We start from the raw sequence: 16,655 nt of genomic DNA, 5'->3' as shown, positions 1-16,655 counted from the left end.
ATTAACAGTCGTTTCCAGCTGTTATCCCCCAGTATGAGGCAGGTTGCCCACGCGTTACTCACCCGTCCGCCACTAAGATTTAACAAGAATCTGCCGAAGCTTCATCAGCGTTAAATCTCCGTTCGACTTGCATGTGTTAGGCACGCCGCCAGCGTTCATCCTGAGCCAGGATCGAACTCTCACGTTTAAAAGTTTAATCCGGCTAAGAACTTAAGCTTGGCTTTTCGTTCTGTCCGTTAATTTACATTTTTTCTGAATTATTCTCTTGGAATCTTTCAGGGTTGCATTACTGTTTATTTGTCAAGGTTCTTAGTTCTTGCAGCTCAGCGCCGCAACTCATTCATAATAACATAGTTGAAATGCTTTGTCAAGAACTTTTTTAAACTTTTTTCAAAGTTTTTATGAAACCCGCTTAGTTCTGCGGTTTTCAGCCCCTCTCTCAAGCGGGCAAAAGTTATTATAGCAAAGCGTATATACAAATGCAACAACTTTTTTGAGAAATTTTAAAAAAATTTCCGAACACTAGATATTGTGGTTGTACACTGTTATCAGCACAAAATAGCAGATTGATTATCCTATATAATATCTGCTTTTATACAAAAGTGTCTCTTTTGTATAAAAACTTCGCTCAACTTTTTATTTATTCACAAGAAATATTCCAAGCTAGATGTTTCAAGGCTTTATTCTGTCAAGGCTTTTTTATTTTATTATTTTATTAAAAAAATTGTTGACAAGAATAATCTATCATTTTTATTTTATATGATCTTATATGAAAGAAATTTTTAGATAATCCTTTTTTTGCAAAAAGAGCAAAGAATCACATACATATCAAAACTCATTTACTTGATATAAATTTCCGGACAAACAAAAAACGTTACCAACTGAAATCTTTCAGTCAGTAACGTTTCACTTCAACGGAGAAAGCGGGATTTGAACCCGCGCACCGCGCGAACGGTCTACACCCTTAGCAGGGGCGCCTCTTCAGCCACTTGAGTATTTCTCCATGCCTGAATCCCTCTACCAAATATGGTTTGAATTCTCTTGGCTAACAGCCAAGACGCAAATGTAATTATACAAAGTCGCTTATCCTTTGTCAATTCTTTTATTCGTTTTCTTTATTATAAAGCTTATCCGCTGTTTCATAAAGGTTATTTCCCTTAGAATCAATAACTACGATTGCAGGAAATTTCTCTACTTTAAGCTTTCTGATAGCTTCTGTACCCAGATCGTCATAGGCAACAACTTCCGATTCCACTATCGCCTTTGATAAAAGTGCTCCGGCTCCGCCTATTGCCGCAAAATAAACAGATCCGTTTCTTACGATAGCGTCTGAAACCGCCTTAGATCTTTTACCTTTTCCGATCATTCCGCCAAGTCCCAGATCAAGGAGCTTGGGCGCGTATTTATCCATTCTGCTGGCTGTTGTAGGGCCTGCAGAGCCAATTGGCCTGCCCTCTCTTGCAGGAGAAGGTCCCATATAATAGATAAGATTTCCTTTTATATCTATAGGAAGTTCTTTTCCCTCAGCAAGCGCTTCATCCATTCTCTTATGTGCCGCATCACGGGCTGTATAGATTGTTCCTGTAATATAAACCATATCGCCGGCACTGAGCTCATTTACGACCTCCGCGCTGACAGGAGCCTGTATTTCTTTATTCATGTCAATTCCTTCTCAATTCCTATTATTCTATGATCTAGCAATATCACAAAGTCACGGTAACATGCCTGTTTACGTGGCAACAGATATTAACTGCCACAGGAAGTCCCGCAATATGTGTGGCATATGTGTTTATATTCACCGCAAGAGCCGTCATCTTACCACCAAGTCCGGCAGGGCCGATTCCGGTTTTATTGATTCTCTCAAGCAGTTCTTCTTCCATAGCTTTAATATGCTCTTTGTCAGAATGGCTTCCAACTGGTCTTGTAAGCGCTTCTTTTGCCATCTCTGCACATTTTTCGAATGTACCGCCTATTCCTACACCTACAACCATAGGAGGACATGCATTGGGGCCGGCATCCTTAACAGCACGAACAACCGCTTCCTTGACACCTTCTTCTCCGTCAGCAGGCTTTAACATAAAGACTCTGCTCATGTTCTCACTTCCAAATCCCTTGGGTGCACATGTGATTGTAACTTTATCCCCAGGGACAATGTCATAGTGTACGATTGCCGGTGTATTATCTTTTGTATTTACTCTGATAAGAGGATCTCCGACTACCGACTTTCTAAGGTAGCCTTCCGTATATCCCTGTCTTACGCCTTCATTTATCGCATCTCCAAGATTTCCGCCCGTAAAATGAACCTCCTGACCAATCTTAAAGAAAAGCACCGCCATTCCTGTATCCTGACAGATTGGAATCTGATCGTTAGCCGCAATTTCAAGATTTTCTTCCAGTTGTGAAAATATCTGTTTTCCAAGCTCTGAAACTTCCTCTTTCTGAGCAGACTCAAGAGCTTTTTTCATATCTTCAGAAAGTGTATAGTTCGCATCTATGCACATATTTTTAACCGCTTCGGTAATTTCCGAAACATTGATCTCACGCATTAAATATCCCCTTGTATTAACCGATTATAGTATTCTTTACCTCTACAAGCTCTTCAGCTGAAGGACTTGTGGGCTTCCACAAAATATGCTGTCCGTCGTTCTCATATCTCGGGATTACATGTAAATGGTAGTGCATAACAGTCTGGCCTGCTGCCGCTCCGTTATTCTGAACAAGATTGACTCCGTCGCAGTGAAGCTTCTCTTTTAACATAGAAGCTACAACCTTTCCCGTCTGAACAGCCTTAGCAAGAACATCATCGGGAATCTCAAAAAGATCTGCATAGTGCTTTTTGGGAAGTACCAGCGCATGTCCCTTTGTTGCCGGACCGTTATCAAGAATTACTCTAAAGTCCTCGTTCTCATAAATAGTATTTGACGGAATCTCTCCGTTAGCAATCTTGCAAAAGATGCAGTCACTCATTATGCCAAACCCTCCATTTTTTTGTTGTTCTTAAATATTATTATATTAACAACGCCGAGGACAACTCCCATAAGGAAGCCACCCAAATGTGCCTGAGTATTGGCACCCGGCTGTATAAAGCACGACTGAATAATGTACAATCCGAAAACGATCAGCCTGAATTTCATATTCGCAATATTTCTTTTACATTTACCACCGGAAATAAGCCACAGTGCCAGAAAACCTACATTCCCCATTATAGCACCGCTTGCGCCGACAGATATTCTGTCTATTCCAAAAAACTGTTCATATCCCAGAGAGAAAAAATTCCCGAATAATCCGGCCATCATATACATAAACAAATAAAACAAGTGTCCGGTATAATTCTCGATCACGCCTCCCAAAAGCACAAGCATAAACATATTGCTGGTCAGGTGATTTATATCCGCATGAAGGAACATTGAGGTAAATGTCCTAAACTTCCCCCAGTTTGAATCAATATCGGACAGCATCAAAGCACCTTTATCATAGATAAGGTATCCGATATCGGTCGTACATAATATGTACATAATAATATTCACCACTACAAGCGCAATCGTAACATACGCAGTCTTATATATTTTTCTCTGCTCTTCCCAGAACTCTTCCTGATTCATCTGGCCCTGAGCTTCAGACATTCCTTCCGACATAACTTTCGGTTATTCCTCCATAAGTCCGAAAAGCTGATCCATACTTCTTAGAAGCTTGAAATCGCCTTTCATTTTGATACTTCCATCCATAAATGCCCTCTGGAATGTAATTCTTCCGTCAAGAATGTCCTCAAAGACTCTCTGCTCTGTAGTGATCACAACATCACATTCTCCGCTTTCTCCCGCAGAACAAGTACATCTGCTGTTCTGAACATTTATTACCACAGGCTTAAGCCTTGCATTATCGGTGAAAAGAACTTTAAACACGGCATTTATACCGGCTATCGGCCTAAATGTACTCTGAAGTTTCTTAGCATACTCCTCGGAATTTCCGGCCGTAGTTTCATCCTGCCCCATCTTATCCCTGAATATGCTTGCAAGCTCCTGAAGATCTTCTTTCTGTTTTTTTACAAATCTGTCATCGGATGCATACTCAGAAAGCTGCTCCGATTCCTGAGGTGTAAGATCTATGCTGTTTGCAACGGCAACCTTGTTGATGACCGCGCGATTACTTGCGGGAAAAACAGGCATCTTCTGATTGATCGTCCTGTAAATATTCTCCGCCTTCTTATCTATAATCTTAGAATACTCAGAACTGTTCTCAAGCTTTGTGGTATCTGCAATGTATCCGCAGATTCCTTCGCAAGGAAGTCCTCCGAGCATCTCCCACGCAGCGGAAAGGCTCATCATCCCTTCTCTTTCTCCGTGAGTCGTAGACATCACAACAGGCGCCATATAGATACTCTTGATCTTCTCCTTGTCACCGTATAACCAACACGCATCAAGGAACTGCATCATATAGCCGCCAACTCCGAACCACTCTACCGTAGACGCCAAGATAACTCCGTCCGCATCCTTAAGAGTATTCGGAAGCGCAGTGATTCCGTTCTTCTGCTCATATAAATTATATTGCTGAACCTTTACATTAAGCTCCTGCAATACTGTTGTAATCTGAGAAATAACATACAAAGTGGGATCGTCAATAATTCCCCTTCCACCGTAATAGATATTTATCTTCATTAGAACCCCTCCAACCGGTTAAGGGTATTATAACATATATTTTTCAGAGTTATCGTAAGTCAAAGCAAATTCGACCTATCTTTATTTCATCACCCTCTTCAATAGGCACTTTCACCTTCGGCCCGAGCCTCAAACCGTTCTTGTATGTACCATTCGTCGATCCGAGATCGGAAACAACAATCTTTTCACCATCTCTGCTGAATCTGCAATGGATTCTTGATATGCTCATATCTTTAATAACTGTATCCACGTAGCCTTCCAGTTTTCCTATCGTGATTGGAAGCTTATCAAGCGGAATCCTGAACGTCTTATCCGCATTTCTGCTGTACAGCGTCATCTCACCCGAATCCTCTTCGGCAAGAAGCGTTGTTTCTTCAGCTGCACACGCACTCACAGATTCTTTTTCCGAAGAAGTTATTTTGATAGGCGCTTTATATGATGCACTGTAATCTCTATATGAAGGAGAATCATAATAATCATCGTCGTCTTCATCATCTTCCCACGAATCTCTTCCTTCATATATTTTGTGTCCTGATTTTTTCAAATCTCCGATACCTGTAAAAAGAGCCACTACCCCCGTCCCCACAGAGGCCAAAATAACTCCGACCGACAAAAGATTCTCCACTTCAGAAAGCACAAAGTTCATCCTTACGTACATGATAACTGCAACAAGCCCTGCAAATAAGAATGCAAAGATAAATTTGCTCCGCGTTCCGAGACCACGACTTTTCTTTTCCACATACTCCTCATCTTCCTCGTCGTCATCTTCATACTCAAACTCATCAGGCTCATCAAAGCTCAGTTCACTTATCTGCGCTTCTTCCTCCTGAACAGGCTCCTCTTTTAGCGCTTCATCTACAAGCTGCGGAAGAAGTATTCCATCTTCCTTAGAAAGCTCACACAGGTTATAAGATATTTCTATAGCCTCCTCATCATCGTGATCTATCAGATCCAGAAGTTTCTCAGTAAACTCGGCAAAAGTCTTCTTCTCTCCCTCAAACGGATAATACATAAATCTGTATTCTCCCGACGATATATTCACATATATGTTTTCCGGTGCAAAAAGAACCCCTTCCTCTCCGAGCAGATACTCGGAAAGCCCTTCAAGCATTTCTTTCAGCTCACGCAAAAAACATTTAAGATCATCCGCACTCATTCCCTTGGAAGAAAACCGGTCTTCCATACTAACCATTGAACTTACTTCATAATATAGAAGCTGCTCAAGATCGATCTTTCTGAGACTGACTGGAAGAAGCTTTTTAATCCTTCCGTTCTCCGCTATCTTAAGCTTGTATCCGCCAAGTTCTTCCTCACTCACTTCATTGCAGGAAGCGATAATATAACTGTGCTTTAAATCTCTGTAATATTTGTATTCCACTTTAGTTTCCATCCTTTAATCAAATACTCTTTGTCCGATATCTTTAAGCCTTGTCATCTTGCGTATATGTTTCACCTGTCCGAGGCACTTCGCCTTTTGCCCCGCTTTAAATTCCCATCCGGATCTTGGTTTCAAAAAATAATTTCCCATTGCTCCGGCTCTTATCCTCGCACTTGCTTCGACCTTTATTTCTTTTCCGGAAGCTCTGCTTTCTACATGTATGACAGGCTTCGTACTTCCAAAATATTTCTTTCCAAGAACTCTGTCCCTTTTTGCAAGCACCGTACTTTCCGGATTATTTCCGTATCTGTCGGCATCAATACTCGCCCTAAACGCAAGGACATAACAGTCCTGCGAAAGAATGCACCTTCCGTAAAGATAATATGAAAACAAAATAAGAAGCGTTATAACGCAGACAGCCATTGGAACCACAAGCGTTGCCTCAACCGTCATATATCCTTTATATTTGCGCAATTGTCGCCACCACCATTCCCGCAGTAATAAAAGGAATAAAAGGATAACTCTTCTTTCTCTTTTCCCTTAAAGCTGCGATTATCACAAGTGAAAACAAACCGCTCACAAAAAACGCGACCGTTATACCAAGCGCGACTCTTTCAATTCCAAACGCAGGTCCCATGCACAAAGTTACCATTCCGTCCCCGAGTCCTATCTGCTTTCCGGTCACATAGTAAAGCACAATGAGTACTACTCCGGGCAAAAGAGCTACCGCCACACTCTCAATGTCATACGAGCCCATTGCAACCTCAAATACAGCACTCCCAACGGAAAGTGCTGCCAATATCCATATCTTCCATGAAGAAATATTCATACTTTTTATGTCTTCGACCGCTATTACAAAAAGAACGATCAATACTACTATCCGAATAATCATAATTTACCTCTATCCGCAGTCACTGCATGGACGCCTTGCACCAACTTCCGAGATTGGAATGGCGTAGATCTTCCTTTTTAGCCCTGCGCAATCAACTCTTCCGTGATACCTGTTTCCGTAATCGGTTATAAACACATCTCCCGCTGTAATTTTCCCGGCACAGTACTCACACGGATAATATTTAGCTCTGTCATTATTTCTGAGTTTATCTATTCCCGACAAACTCGTGCTCTTAACGCTCAGCTTTAAATGCCTGCAACTTATATTCCTGTGATAGACTTCGCCGTGCTCTGTGACATATACCATCTCTTCCTCACAGGCTCCGTCTCCCCCTGATCCGACAATGTCATACCCCGTCCATGCGTGGGCATAATATCTTCCTTCCACAGGAAACTTAGTAAATCCCGCAATCGGGACCAAGGGCCTAACCTTGTAATTAACAACAATGTCGATAATATCGCCGCTTGTCACATCAGACCTCATATAGCCCAATCCGCCAAGCCCACCGGCTACGCAGCTTTTATCAATACCGCTCCCAAGATATTCCCGCACCTTAGACGATGCATAAGCCACTGAAACAACTCCTTTGGCGACATCCATGCCACTTTCAATCCCTACTGCATCTTCAGCAAAAGAAATATCAAACGCCTTAAGTGCGATCTCATTTCCCACTTGATGGAGCGCCGCTTCAAGATCTGACTGAACTTTTATAACATTGAACATCACCATGAGATTGGCAAAAAAGAAAATAAAAAGAGGAAGTACAAGTGAAGCTTCTACCGTCATGGACGCAGGTAAAGACACTCCTTTTCTCTTTCTGACCGCCCGGAAAAAAGCTTTTTTTATTTTTATATTTTTGGAATTATCAAATATTAAAGAAGTGCCTTTATCTGCCTCCCGACTACTCTTCATATCCGTACACCCTCTCTATCTTCACCTCATAACCAAAACCTGTCCCAACCGTAAGCTCGCCGCAAAAAGTATCAAGGCAATGATCAATCATAAACTCTCCGTTCCCGGCAGTCCTTCGAACATCCATCTCGATAATGTCCATAAGCCTTTTAGTCTTATCTTTTAAATCCGTCATTCCAAGTTTCATCCTAAGATAATCCTTGTAATAAAGACCTTCTCCGCAATCTTTTCTTCCAAGATTTTCTCTGAAAAGAAGCATCTCTCCAAGCCCCAGTTGCCATGTTGAATCACTCTTGAAAAGAGGAACTCTCCCTCCTTCAAGAAGAATATTCACATCCGATACACTCTCCGCAAAAACCCAAGCAAAAATGATGGACCATTTGACCGGGTCCTTAAACTCAGGCGCCATAAGAACCGCAGTAAGTGCACTTGCAACCGCATCCGCCTTACTTTGTTTGGAAGAACATCCAAGCATATACACCCAATTCGACGCTTGCCTCCAGAAAAATAGTGTCTGCGCCATCTTTTCAAGATTTCTGTAATCGCTGTTTTGTCCAAAAATAAGATACTCAAGCTGATACTTAAGAAGCGATTTTTCCAGTTCTCCGCTGTATCTTCCACACTTTTCGCAAAGATACTCATCTATAAGAAGTTTCTCCGAAGCTGATATTTCCTCATAATCTCGGAGCCCGGTACCTTTATTCACAGTTCTGTTCGAAGCATAATTCGAAAGATCCGCCGCAGCTCTCGATATATCTATACCACCGGCCGCAAGAGACAATACACCTATTCCCCTCTGTGAATTAACGGCATCCGCAGGATTTCCCAAGCTGACTTCCTCTTCCTCACCGTCCTCGTTTATTTTTGTCGGAAGCTCCAAACTGTCAATTTCCTCTTGATTTTCACGCGCCATCTCATCTACATCAGTCGTATCAAGTCCCGCATCCTTAAGCTTACCGATATTGTCATCTACATCCGTCAACATCCCCTCTGCAGGTTCAGCCGACATGTACGCAAGAATCTGCCTGTTAAGAACCGCTCCGTCATTATCAGTCGCAAAAGAGCTTCCGGTAATCCTCGCATCTTTGCAGAACGCCCGCATCATCGTACTTGTTCCCGTCAGCCTTCCGACTGTGCTCGGTTCAAAATTTTTCTGCGCATATTTTCGTAAATGCTCTTCAGTATTTGTTATTGAATGGCTCCCCGTTCCGTACGAAGTATCAACCATAAGAAGCCCATACTGCCGATACAGCTCTCTGCTATACTCAGCAAGGACAGAATTCATGGCTATATCCGCCACGCATTCAGTCTTCATCTTCACAGCCCCAATCCTGGCTCCGCTGTATAGAGCCAGAATAAGAGACATGATCATCGTTATCGTAAGGGATAAAAAAACTGTCAGATATCCTTTAGTTCGTAATAACACGTGTATCTTCCCTTATTGCCTTAAAAATATCTTCTACAATTCCGGCAATCTGCTGCTTAAACACAATTACAAGTCCGATAAGAACAACGATAATAAGAATCACTTCAACCGTTCCCATTCCCGACTCATCACTCCAGAACTTGCAGATTCCCTCCTTTATCTTATTCTTGATCTTGTTTGCACTTATCATTAAATAATTCATTTTTTCTCCTCCGTTTTTTTACTAAATATATTTTTTAAAAAGAAAGATATGCGGGTATCATAATGATCACCATTACAATGACCAGCATCATTATCATCGGAAGCAAAAGTTTTGTTCCCGCTTCTTCTCCAAGCTTCCTTACTCTGTCCATCTTTTCTTCAAACGCCTTTTGCGATTCTTCCTGCAAAATCTTAAGCATCTCACTGTTTCCTTTTCTGAGGTTCTGCGAAAGAAGCGTGGCAAGCCTCGTGTACTGCCTGCTCTGGCATCTTATTCCAAAGTTTTCATATACTGCCGCCTCGGAAACTCCGCTCGAAAGTTCTCTTACCGCAACAACAATCTCTTCGTAAACATATTGCTTCTTACCGCTGTTTTTACTTTTTCTGAGATAATCCTGCGCAAGTTTTTCAAAGATATTTCTCATAGTCATGCCTGCGCCAAGATAGAGAACAAGTTGCGATACCAGCTGCGGATAATCATTCAGCATCTGAAAAGCTCTGTTTTCTATACCCTTCTTTAACTCTTTATCCTTAAGAATGTATGAAGCGGCGCCGCCTATCAGTGTTATAACCAATATCAAAAGGCTGTTGTCTTCTGCTTTTTCCTTCCAGAGTATGACATCATCGTTGTAGCTTTTCGGAAGCTCGACGCTTTCTTTGTTTACGGAACCTTCTTCCGCTTTTTTCAAAAGATCTCTTAGTTCAGAATTGATTTTCTCCTTTGGCGACATCTCTTTCTTAAAAAGTCTCGCAGGCAGCTGCAGTTCCCAAATTCTGCCGTTGTATTTAAACTCCGCGATAAGATTTACCACAGCTCCCCCTTCGGGAATATTCTCATCTTCAAGTCTTCCGTCATAATGAATCACTTCGTAGTCATCAATGTGCCAGTCGATAATAAACGGATACCCCTCAAGTCTTTCTACAAGCTTAAGATCTTCAGTCACATGATCAAAAGATTCATTATCACCAAGAACAGTCTTCTGCATAACCTCCGAAGCTTCTTCAAACATTTTGTCCGCTTCGTTTTCCGTATAAAGCCGCTCTCCGACTAGGATCTTTGCCTCACCTATTTCCCTTCCGTCCTCATCACATGCAATAAGCTCTGCCTCGTACTCTCCGTCGCCGCCGGTATTTCTTTTAAGCTCCTGAGTCTTGTACACCTCAGTTCCCATCATGGTACTAAGGTACATGAGCGTAGAAAGAAAACTTCCCGCAACCGCCATGATAAGTACGATTGAAATCTTTCGAATATAATATTCAGTTTCAGCCTTTTCAACATTTTTTCTGTTACCGAGAGTTCTCAGATAACTTCTGACTTTTTCACCAAAAGAAAACCTGTCTCTTATCGGTAATCTTTTGAAAACAAAGAGCGCAATTTTCAGGAACTCACGGCTAATTCCGGTTTCCTCCATATCCGAAGGAAGCACCTCTCCTCGCGCCAAGATCCACAAGACAAATATTCCCACCGGGAATATCAAATATAGAAACAACATATAAAACTACCTTTGTTATATTGAGATATTTACAATCTTCTGAGATAAAAGATATGCCGCAAAGTACACGAGCATGCAGATTGTCATAAGGACTACTCCCACAACATTGTGATATAACGGGTCAAAAAATCCGTTACCGGTGATACTTATATAGAAGATGATAAAAAACGGAACAATATTCATTATCCCAGCTTCCAAGCGCTTTGAACTTATCAAAACATCGATTTCTTTTTCGACATCCATCTTTCTTGAAATAACCGATATCGTTCTTTCAATAATATCAGTCATGTTTCCGCCGCTCCTTTTCGCCACGGCAAAAACCTCCGCAAACTCCTCTATATCAGCGTTTCCGCTTTCCTTTCCGAGTCTTCCGATAAGTTTCTCAAGCGGTATGTTATTTCCAAGTCCTTTATATATACGCTTTAGTTCCTGACAGATAAGGCTCTTTTTTCCATAAAGAAGTTCCATATCTCTTCCCGCTTCCCTAAATGCGTTCTCAATGGAATATCCCGCCTTAAGGCTTGTGAGTGCAGATGCTATGGCATCTCTGAACTGAATTCCAAGAATCCTTACCCTCTTCATTTTTTCAATTTTCTTTCTATAGAAGAACCATAGTATAACAAGTGGCAAAAGAAATACTACCGCAATCCACGAATCATAAAACAATCTTCCGAAAAGAACCGCGATTCCCGCCCCCTGAACCAGTACCGGCAAATCATTTATCTTCGGTCGGAAGTTTAATACCTGCAGAAAGAAGTTTTTCATTGTTTGAAATGTCACCGACTTTCCTCCATTCACCGGCTATTTTGCCGTCATTATCCATTCCCGTTTCCACAAATCTAAAAAGAGTATTTGTCATAATTCTTCCCGAAACAGGATCGGGTTCTTTCAAAAGCTCGCATATCTCAAGCACTTTCCTCGACCTGTCGCGAAGCCTTCCCAAATGAACTACGATATCAATTCCGGAAGCAATCTGGCCTCTTATCGCAGAAAGCGGAATGTCCATTCCCATGAGCACCATCGTCTCAATTCGGGAAAGCATATCTGCCGCGCTGTTGGCATGGCCTGTAGACATCGCCATATGACCGGTATTCATAGCCTGAAGCATATCTACGCACTCGCTTCCTCTGACTTCGCCTACAATGATCCAGTCAGGTCTCATTCGAAGCGAAGACTTGATCAGGTCTCTTATCGTAATCTCCTTGCAGCCTTCCACATTTGCATTTCTTGCTTCAAGTCTTACAAGATTCGGAACTTCCCTGATTTGCAGCTCGGCATTATCCTCAATCGTGATGACTCTTAAGTCCTTTGGAATGTAGTTTGAAAGAGCATTCAGAAAAGTTGTCTTTCCCGAACCGGTACCACCTGAAATAAAAATGTTGTAACCTGCTCTTACAAGCTGCGCAAGATAATCCCTTATGTATGGCGTAAGAGCGCCAAATTCTATAAGCCTTTCCATAGTCATGGGATTTTCGGGAAATCTTCTGATCGTAATAATTGGCCCGTTTAACGCAACCGGACTAAGAACAATATTTACTCTGGATCCGTTGGATAATCTTGCATCCACAATTGGCGAAGACTCATTTACAACTCTGTTGCACGAAGCAACTATCTGCTGAACGATATCCTCAAGTTTTTCTTTGGACTCAAATCCCAGTTTCTGCCTGACAATTCTTCCATTCCTCTCGGTGAAGATATTGTCGACGCCGTTTATCATAATCTCCGTAACTTCAGGATCATCAACAAGTTCCTGCAGAATATCAAGTTTTCTTATCGAATGAAATATTCGGAGCCTGAGATTCTTTCTAAGCTCCATTGAGATTGCACGCCCACGCGTACTTACAGATAATTCCCTGTCGATCAGTTCAAACATTTCCTCATCGGAAATATCCTTTGAAAAATCAAGCGACTGCAAAACTTTAAACTTTACATCTTTTTTCAGCTCATCAAAATCACTCACTTACAAGCTCCTCCCTCGCAAGCATTTCACTCGCATAGGTTGAAAGCCCTCCGTAAGAGCCGTCTTTTGGAAAAAGACATCTCACGGTATTCGCAAGCACATCGTCATATCCGTTCTGCCCAAGTACTTTCGTGTACTGCTCAAGCTTATAATTTTCTTCCCTGCCCTCGCCCACAACAGTAAATACTCTTGTGCACATTCTCAGGATATCAAAGAGGCCATCCGGGAACTCGGAAAGATCAAGAACAATGTACTCATATCCCGCGCTTTCAGAAAGCAGCTCTGTAAGCGACTTTATTCTCTCAAAAGTAATTTCCTTTATCTGAGTCGCCGTCTTTGCAGGCGGAACAAAATCAAATCCTCTTGCATTTCTCTTAATCCTCTCAAGATATACAGAAAACTTTCCTTCTTCACACTCGGAATAATAAAGAAGATCCGTGATATCCTCTTCCGCATCCTGACCCATTATCTCAGTGACCATTGAAAAACTGTCAAAGTTAAGGAGCATTGTTTTACCATGCTTTGAAAGTTCCTCACAAAGTTTTACGGCAAACGCCGTTTGCCCACACCTTGAAAGTGGTGAAAAGAGTCCCAGAAGTTTTACCTTTTCCGAGCCTCTCCCTGCATCAAGATTCCCGATATTACCGGGAATCTTCACACAGAAATCCAAAATGCCATCTATTATCTTTCCCGCAGGAAGATACTTGCTTATATGACATACATTCTTTTCTTCTTCCTGACTTTCGTCCTCGTTCACAGAGGAATTTGCTTCATCAAGCACCAAAATGTTTTTTACAGCTTTGATGCTTCCTCCTTCTAAAAGCGCCGAGTACACACTCTGTGAGAGAACAGAAAGTTCAGGAATCTTCTCTTTTACAAACTCTTTAAAAATCTCTGCATCGGTGAATGAACAGATTTCAAAAGACAAATTCAGATGATCCCTCAAATATTCATCCAGTCTTCTGCAATAATCCTTTTCCGTGTCACAGATCGTAAGTAAAGGTCTGTTCATACAACCACACCTCCTAAGGTAAAAATCGCACTTACGAGAACAGGTACTGCGAAGTGGATAGTCTTTTTCTTATTTCTTTTAAACAAGAGAATCGACAAAGAGATCAGACCGGCTACAAAGAAAGCCATTATGATGCAGGACATTGTGTCCTCAATGGATAGGAAAGACGCTGCTGACATAAAGAGTTTAACATCTCCCGCAGCAATTCCCTTAAGAAGATACACAGGAAGCAATATAGCAAAAGTAATTCCAATCGCTGTCAGACAAGAAATAAGATTATCCTTTCCTGCCAACGCAGATCCCACGATTCCGGCGATCATTCCCGGTATCACCCAGAGATTATAAATCTTATCTCTGTAGAGATCTGTGAATACTGCTCCCGTTAAGAACAATATCAAAATCACGTAAATTAGATTTTCTCCTTTCGTTTTTTTCGAGCTCGCGATTTACAAATTTATCACTTGGGATTTTGTTTGTAAATAGGCAAATTTCTTTTCGGCATTTTGCACAATTAATATTTTTTCCAAACCTTATGAAATAAAATTTTCATTGCATAGTCCGCGTCAGAAGTGCGTCCTACGATTTGCACATATCACTGCAACGTTATTTAATATATGTTTTCTCGTACTATCTAATTTAAAATCACCCCATATAAAGTCATAAAATTAATACTCTTAAGATTTCCTTAAGGCCCGATTTTGCAAACACTTCTTCCCTTTATCTCGCTAATATAGTATTGTGTAAATACGATTAAATAACTACATAATGAAAAGCTAAAGGGGAAAAGAAATGACAACATCTCAAATCGGAATTATTGTTTCTATTCTCGCCTATCTGGCGATGATGCTCCTTGTTGGTTTCGTAAGTTCAAGAGAGACCAATGATGTCAAAGATTTTTATCTCGGCGGAAGAAAGCTGGGACCGTTTGTAACAGCCATGAGCGCTGAAGCATCGGACATGAGCTCTTACCTGCTTATGGGTGTTCCGGGACTTGCATACTTCTCGGGAATAGCTGATGCAGGTTGGACAGCGTTCGGTCTTATCGTGGGAACCTATCTCAACTGGCTCTTTACTGCCAAGAGGCTTCGCAATTACACTGCAGAAGTCGATGCAATCACGATTCCCGACTATTTCAAAAAACGCTTTGAAGATAACAGCAATATTATTCTGTGCATCGGCGCGCTCTTTATTCTTGTTTTCTTCGTTCCATATACCGCTTCAGGTTTTTCAGCCTGCGGTAAACTCTTCTCATCACTGTTTGGAGTAAATTATCAGCTTGCCATGATCGTTTCTGCCGTTATCATAGTCGGCTACACTACAACAGGCGGATTTCTTGCAGCATCAAAGACTGACTTCATTCAGTCAATCGTAATGACGATCGCATTATTTTTCGTCGTAGGCTACGGTATTGTTTCAGCCGGCGGAGTGAACGCCGTTATGGAGAATATAGCCGCACTTCCGGGCTTTATAGATGTAAATGCAACATATAACAACGCGGCAAATTCAGCCGATCCTTACGGGCTGTTCTCAAAGATAACAATGTTCTGTTGGGGACTTGGTTATTTCGGAATGCCACATATCCTTCTCAGATTCATGGCTATAAGAAACGCTTCGGAATTAAAACTTTCAAGAAGAATCGCCTCTGTATGGGTTGTTTTCTCATTAGCAATTGCAGTATTCCTCGGCGTTGTCGGAAGATCGCTTACACAGAGCGGCGCACTTGCATCTCTGATCGATAACGATAACCTTTCAAGTTCAGCTAAGGCCGAAACCCTTATCGTTGTTCTGGCGCAAAAGATAAGTGAGCACAACTTCTTATTTGCTCTTTTGGCAGGACTTGTAATTGCGGGTATCCTTGCATCTACAATGTCAACCGCAGACTCACAGCTGATTGCCGCTTCATCCTCAGTTTCCGAAAACATCATTCAGGAAACTCTCGGAATCAACTTATCCGAAGCCGCAGCCATGCTTACTGCAAGAGCAACACTTATCGCAGTTGCAGTATTAGGCGTCGTTATCGCCTGGGATCCAAACAGCTCTGTCTTTGGAATCGTATCTTTTGCCTGGGCAGGATTTGGTGCAGTGTTTGGACCGTGTATGATACTTTCACTCTATTGGAAGAGAATGAACAGATTTGGCGCGATGGCCGGAATGATATCAGGCGGCGCAATGGTGTTTGTCTGGAAATACTTGGTACGTCCTTTAGGCGGTGTTTGGAATCTGTATGAACTTGCACCGGCGTTCCTTGTAAGTATAATATTTATTTTCATCGTGAGTCTTTTAACCAAAAAGCCATCCGAAACAATCATAGACTCCTTTGAAAAAGTAGAAATAAAATCATAAAAAATAAGCGGGCAACTACGTATCACAAGTTGTCCGCTTTTTAAAATCGAGTAGAAGGCGGTGACTAACCGCCGTCCTCTCACAGCACCGTACGTACCGTTCGGTATACGGCGCTTTCAATAGTTGACGTGCACAGACTGATAGGCTGTGGCTAAATCAAAGAAGCCACTGTTTATCAGTCTTTCTTTATTTAACGCCCAAATCACAGCCTTATTGTTACTAACGTACCAATACTTCCTGCGACTGTTCGCAATAGTTGCCGCATAGTGTTCTGGAATTCCGAGCTTTACGAGATTTCTAAATTTAGTCCTCGGTAGTTTCCATTGCTTCCATATACACATGCGAATTCTGTGATAGAGCCATCCGTTGATGTCATCTATGTT

General features: G+C 41.7%; 17 protein-coding genes, 1 tRNA gene, 1 rRNA gene and 1 pseudogene. 1 reads left to right on the top strand and 19 read right to left on the bottom strand.

Annotated features, from left to right (window positions below; all coding sequences use genetic code 11):
• The 18 genes from DL92_RS0114620 to DL92_RS20460 all read right to left on the bottom strand — a co-directional run.
• Positions 1 to 187 (bottom strand): 16S ribosomal RNA (locus DL92_RS0114620); the annotation flags it as partial.
• Between the two features lie 728 nt (positions 188 to 915).
• Positions 916 to 1,003 (bottom strand) — tRNA-Ser (locus DL92_RS0114615).
• Positions 1,004 to 1,102: 99 nt separating this feature from the next.
• A complete protein-coding gene (locus DL92_RS0114610; RefSeq protein ID WP_026656210.1) occupies positions 1,103 to 1,660 on the bottom strand; it encodes a Fe-S-containing hydro-lyase in 558 nt (185 codons plus the stop codon).
• A gap of 43 nt (positions 1,661 to 1,703) precedes the next feature.
• Positions 1,704 to 2,546 carry a fumarate hydratase gene (locus tag DL92_RS0114605; protein ID WP_026668136.1) on the bottom strand — a complete coding sequence of 281 codons (843 nt, stop codon included), beginning with the start codon at positions 2,544 to 2,546 and terminating at the stop codon, positions 1,704 to 1,706.
• A 16-nt stretch (positions 2,547 to 2,562) separates the two neighbouring features.
• The gene (locus DL92_RS0114600; protein ID WP_026656212.1) at positions 2,563 to 2,967 is read right to left on the bottom strand and encodes an HIT family protein; all 405 of its coding nucleotides are present in this window, start codon (positions 2,965 to 2,967) and stop codon (positions 2,563 to 2,565) included.
• Positions 2,967 to 3,635: a rhomboid family intramembrane serine protease gene (locus DL92_RS0114595; RefSeq protein WP_026668135.1), complete on the bottom strand. Its 669-nt coding sequence runs from the start codon at positions 3,633 to 3,635 to the stop codon at positions 2,967 to 2,969. Before DL92_RS0114595 ends, DL92_RS0114600 begins: the two co-directional genes overlap by 1 nt.
• Positions 3,636 to 3,644: 9 nt before the next feature.
• Positions 3,645 to 4,655: an SCP2 sterol-binding domain-containing protein gene (locus DL92_RS0114590; RefSeq protein ID WP_026656214.1), complete on the bottom strand. Its 1,011-nt coding sequence runs from the start codon at positions 4,653 to 4,655 to the stop codon at positions 3,645 to 3,647.
• A 49-nt stretch (positions 4,656 to 4,704) separates the two neighbouring features.
• A complete protein-coding gene (locus tag DL92_RS0114585; RefSeq protein ID WP_026668134.1) occupies positions 4,705 to 6,045 on the bottom strand; it encodes a DUF6382 domain-containing protein in 1,341 nt (446 codons plus the stop codon).
• Between the two features lie 3 nt (positions 6,046 to 6,048).
• The gene (locus tag DL92_RS0114580; RefSeq protein ID WP_026668133.1) at positions 6,049 to 6,507 is read right to left on the bottom strand and encodes a hypothetical protein; all 459 of its coding nucleotides are present in this window, start codon (positions 6,505 to 6,507) and stop codon (positions 6,049 to 6,051) included.
• Positions 6,494 to 6,925, bottom strand: a complete 432-nt coding sequence (locus DL92_RS0114575) for a prepilin peptidase (RefSeq protein ID WP_026656218.1) — start codon at positions 6,923 to 6,925, stop codon at positions 6,494 to 6,496. The genes DL92_RS0114580 and DL92_RS0114575 overlap by 14 nt, the downstream gene beginning before the upstream one ends.
• Positions 6,926 to 6,934: 9 nt before the next feature.
• The gene (locus DL92_RS20465; protein ID WP_051625371.1) at positions 6,935 to 7,837 is read right to left on the bottom strand and encodes a TadE/TadG family type IV pilus assembly protein; all 903 of its coding nucleotides are present in this window, start codon (positions 7,835 to 7,837) and stop codon (positions 6,935 to 6,937) included.
• On the bottom strand, positions 7,827 to 9,263 hold the full coding sequence (locus DL92_RS0114565) for a DUF5702 domain-containing protein (protein ID WP_155841190.1): 1,437 nt from the start codon (positions 9,261 to 9,263) through the stop codon (positions 7,827 to 7,829). Before DL92_RS0114565 ends, DL92_RS20465 begins: the two co-directional genes overlap by 11 nt.
• Positions 9,247 to 9,465 carry a Flp1 family type IVb pilin gene (locus DL92_RS0114560; RefSeq protein WP_034469369.1) on the bottom strand — a complete coding sequence of 73 codons (219 nt, stop codon included), beginning with the start codon at positions 9,463 to 9,465 and terminating at the stop codon, positions 9,247 to 9,249. The genes DL92_RS0114565 and DL92_RS0114560 overlap by 17 nt, the downstream gene beginning before the upstream one ends.
• Before the next feature lie 34 nt (positions 9,466 to 9,499).
• Positions 9,500 to 10,876, bottom strand: a complete 1,377-nt coding sequence (locus tag DL92_RS0114555; RefSeq protein ID WP_026668130.1) for a type II secretion system F family protein — start codon at positions 10,874 to 10,876, stop codon at positions 9,500 to 9,502.
• Between the two features lie 96 nt (positions 10,877 to 10,972).
• A complete protein-coding gene (locus DL92_RS0114550) occupies positions 10,973 to 11,671 on the bottom strand; it encodes a type II secretion system F family protein (protein ID WP_185750454.1) in 699 nt (232 codons plus the stop codon).
• A 1-nt stretch (position 11,672) separates the two neighbouring features.
• The gene (locus DL92_RS0114545) at positions 11,673 to 12,830 is read right to left on the bottom strand and encodes a TadA family conjugal transfer-associated ATPase (protein ID WP_081816925.1); all 1,158 of its coding nucleotides are present in this window, start codon (positions 12,828 to 12,830) and stop codon (positions 11,673 to 11,675) included.
• A gap of 79 nt (positions 12,831 to 12,909) precedes the next feature.
• On the bottom strand, positions 12,910 to 13,929 hold the full coding sequence (locus DL92_RS0114540; RefSeq protein WP_026668128.1) for a P-loop NTPase family protein: 1,020 nt from the start codon (positions 13,927 to 13,929) through the stop codon (positions 12,910 to 12,912).
• On the bottom strand, positions 13,926 to 14,333 hold the full coding sequence (locus tag DL92_RS20460) for a prepilin peptidase (RefSeq protein WP_051199141.1): 408 nt from the start codon (positions 14,331 to 14,333) through the stop codon (positions 13,926 to 13,928). Before DL92_RS20460 ends, DL92_RS0114540 begins: the two co-directional genes overlap by 4 nt.
• 385 nt (positions 14,334 to 14,718) lie before the next feature.
• Here DL92_RS20460 and DL92_RS0114530 point away from each other — a divergent pair, with 385 nt between their 5' ends.
• Positions 14,719 to 16,272, top strand: a complete 1,554-nt coding sequence (locus DL92_RS0114530) for a sodium/proline symporter (protein ID WP_026668127.1) — start codon at positions 14,719 to 14,721, stop codon at positions 16,270 to 16,272.
• Positions 16,273 to 16,388: 116 nt separating this feature from the next.
• Here the strand turns inward: DL92_RS0114530 and DL92_RS0114525 are convergent.
• Positions 16,389 to 16,655, bottom strand: a pseudogene (locus DL92_RS0114525) (group II intron reverse transcriptase/maturase); the annotation flags it as partial.

The sequence above is a fragment of the Butyrivibrio sp. AE2005 genome (assembly GCF_000686965.1).
Taxonomy (GTDB): Bacteria; Bacillota; Clostridia; order Lachnospirales; family Lachnospiraceae; genus Butyrivibrio; species Butyrivibrio hungatei_A.
Note: the sequence above shows the minus strand (reverse complement) of the source record. Positions and strands in the feature narration are given on the sequence as shown.